Source organism: Pontimicrobium sp. MEBiC06410, from assembly GCF_053601615.1.
Genome location: NZ_JBSHNT010000054.1, coordinates 1 through 303 on the forward strand (window position 1 = coordinate 1; position 303 = coordinate 303).

Annotated in this window: 1 protein-coding gene; it reads right to left on the minus strand. The window is 39.9% G+C overall.

Annotated elements, in window-relative coordinates; all coding sequences use genetic code 11:
* On the minus strand, positions 1-288 hold a 288-nt coding region (locus ACVC08_RS00330), incomplete at its 3' end, for a hypothetical protein (protein ID WP_452600525.1).
* Positions 289-303: the final 15 nt, after the last annotated feature.

Sequence of the window (303 nt, forward strand, 5' to 3'; positions counted from 1 at the left end):
TGAGCTATCAACCATTGTTCCTGTACCATCATCTACCATAGTATTATTGTCTACTCGTACATAAATAATTTGTGGGTTGGTGACATTGGTATAGGGTATTGGTAATGGGTTAATGCCTGCATCTGCATCGGCTTGTGTTAAATAGTAGCTTACGATATAGTTAGCTGGGTCTTGCCCATCTAATACTTCTGGGTTTTGTGTGGCTAAATCAAACGACACGCTGTCATTGGTTGGGTCACCATCAAATTCCATATTATCATCACATAACTGGTATAGTATAGGTTCCATATCGCTATTGGCCAG